This is a genomic window from Rathayibacter sp. AY1C5, assembly GCF_002931705.1.
Lineage (GTDB): Bacteria > Actinomycetota > Actinomycetes > Actinomycetales > Microbacteriaceae > Rathayibacter.
Window position 1 is genome coordinate 1 of the sequence record NZ_PSWD01000061.1, and the last position, 2,074, is coordinate 2,074.

The window sequence follows — 2,074 nt, forward strand, 5'->3', positions numbered from 1 at the left end:
GGAACGTCGAGGAGGATGGCTGTTATGCCAGTCGTCTTCGATGGAACCGTGTGGACGCACTACTCCCAGCTGCAACTCACAACCGGCGCTGCGTCGGTTGAGGATCCTCGTGATGCGTTCGACGGACAAGAGAATGGGCTGTGCGGAGCGAGTTTGCCCGGCGCCCTCTTCATGCGGACAGGTATCCACACCGGGTACGTACAGGTTCGAGTCAGCACGTTGGACACAGCGCCTGAGCTCGGCTTGTGGGAGGAGATCGTCGAGGCGAGCTTCCAGCCCGAAGGACCGGATGCGGTGCTTAGCGGATGGTCTGGGGACTCCGCCGCGTCGTTCCAGCTCACGGCGTCCGCCTATCGGGCCCGGTGGTGCGCTTCCGGCATGGAAGAGGGCCGGCGACAAGATGTCGCCGACGAAGCGCATCCGGCGCCTGACCGGTACGCGCTGTATCTGTGGCCGGCGCCTGCCTCGGCGGACGCGGTAGTGCGGCGAACCTCGGCAATTGCCGCGTACTGGCACAACGACGCCTCTCCGCGCAGCTAGCTTCACCAGGGCGATCGCTCGTTCGGTGAACGATCTCCAGCAGCGATGCGGGTGAGAGCGGCACACCTAGACTCCTGCGCATGACTGCTTCGTCATCCGTGGACGTGTCGCGGCGCCGACGTCGTCCGGCTCGTCGCCGCCTGTCCTTCTTCGGCGTCTTGGGTGAGCTGCTGATGACCGCAGGGGTGCTCGTTCTGCTGTTCCTCGCCTGGCAGCTGTGGTGGAACGATGCGGTGATCGCAGGGCGGCAGGAAGATCAAGCGGCCGAGCTGCGCCAGAGCTGGGGCGATGACGCGCCGTCCGCGGAGGCGCCGTCCGAGCCGACCGCTGAGCCGGCCGTCCCCGGTGACCCGGTGATCGCGCCGGTCGCAGCTCTGGACACCACGTTCGGCAACCTCTACATCCCCCGGTACGGCGAGGGGTGGGTGCGCACGATCGCTGAGGGCGTCGACGCGGAGAACGTGCTCGACGTGGGCAGCATCGGCCACTACCCGGGAACGCAGATGCCCGGCGAAATGGGGAACTTCGCGATCGCGGCGCACCGCTCCGCCGCCGGCGGAGGAATGCACCTCATCGATGAGCTGCAACTAGGTGACGCGATCTACATCGAGACCGCCGACGGCTGGTACACCTATCGGTTCCGGAACCTCGAATACGTGCAGCCCTCCGAAGTGCAGGTCATCGATCCGGTCCCCTGGACGAGCGACGTCGTTCCGACGGATCGTCTGATCACGATGACGAGCTGCAATCCGCTGCTGTCGACCGCGGAGCGGATCATCGCCTACGGCGTCTTCGAGTCGTGGCAGCCCCGCTCCGCAGGAGCGCCTGCCGAACTCGCTTCTTCCCTCGCGACCTGACGTCCGGCGTCGGCGCTGGCACCGCGACGAGGGCGGCGAGCCGGTTTCATGCTGCGGCAGACGTTTGCGGGTGGGGTGGACATGTACAGGATGAACCCGCTTTCGAAGGAGCCCGTCATGACTGCCGCCCCTGACCGAGACCCCCTGGACGTCCTGCTGGATGAGTCCAGCCCCCGCACATCGACAGTGACGAACGACGTCGCTGTCGAGCTGGCCGAGCTTCAGCAGCTCGCGGCGGCAGAGGCCCGCGTCAACCGTCACCGCTGGGCGCGTCCTGCGGTCGCCGGAGTGGCGTCGCTGGTACTGCTCGGTGGCATGGCGACCGCGGCCGCCGCGGCGACGGGCGCGTGGTCGCCGTGGGCGGAGACGCCGGACGCCTCGATCACCTATTCGCTGCCCAGCGGCGTCCAGTGTGAGGAGCGCATGGGAGACGTTCAAGGAACCGATCCGGCGGCCGTCGCCGTGGTCGAGAACTTCTACCAGACGACCGACGTCGACGCCCTCCTCAGCGACGGCGCGCTCGAGGCGACCATCGCGCAGCTGCGTACCGAGGACCGATCCTTCATCAACGCTGACGGATCCCGCACGCCGGCCGGCTACGGCACCGAGTTCTACAACGCCGACCGGGAGTACTCGACCGCCGTCGGGCGCATCATCAGCAACGCTCTCGACGCCGA

At 67.3% G+C, this 2,074-nt stretch carries 3 protein-coding genes; all 3 read left to right on the plus strand.

The window, feature by feature from the left end; all coding sequences use genetic code 11:
* Positions 1-24: 24 nt before the first annotated feature.
* On the plus strand, positions 25-540 hold the full coding sequence (locus C5C57_RS17470; protein ID WP_104234405.1) for a hypothetical protein: 516 nt from the start codon (positions 25-27) through the stop codon (positions 538-540).
* Between the two features lie 80 nt (positions 541-620).
* Positions 621-1,397: a class E sortase gene (locus C5C57_RS17475; protein ID WP_104277483.1), complete on the plus strand. Its 777-nt coding sequence runs from the start codon at positions 621-623 to the stop codon at positions 1,395-1,397.
* A 117-nt stretch (positions 1,398-1,514) separates the two neighbouring features.
* Positions 1,515-2,074 (plus strand): hypothetical protein (locus tag C5C57_RS17480; RefSeq protein WP_146082479.1); only part of this gene is annotated, 560 nt, incomplete at its 3' end.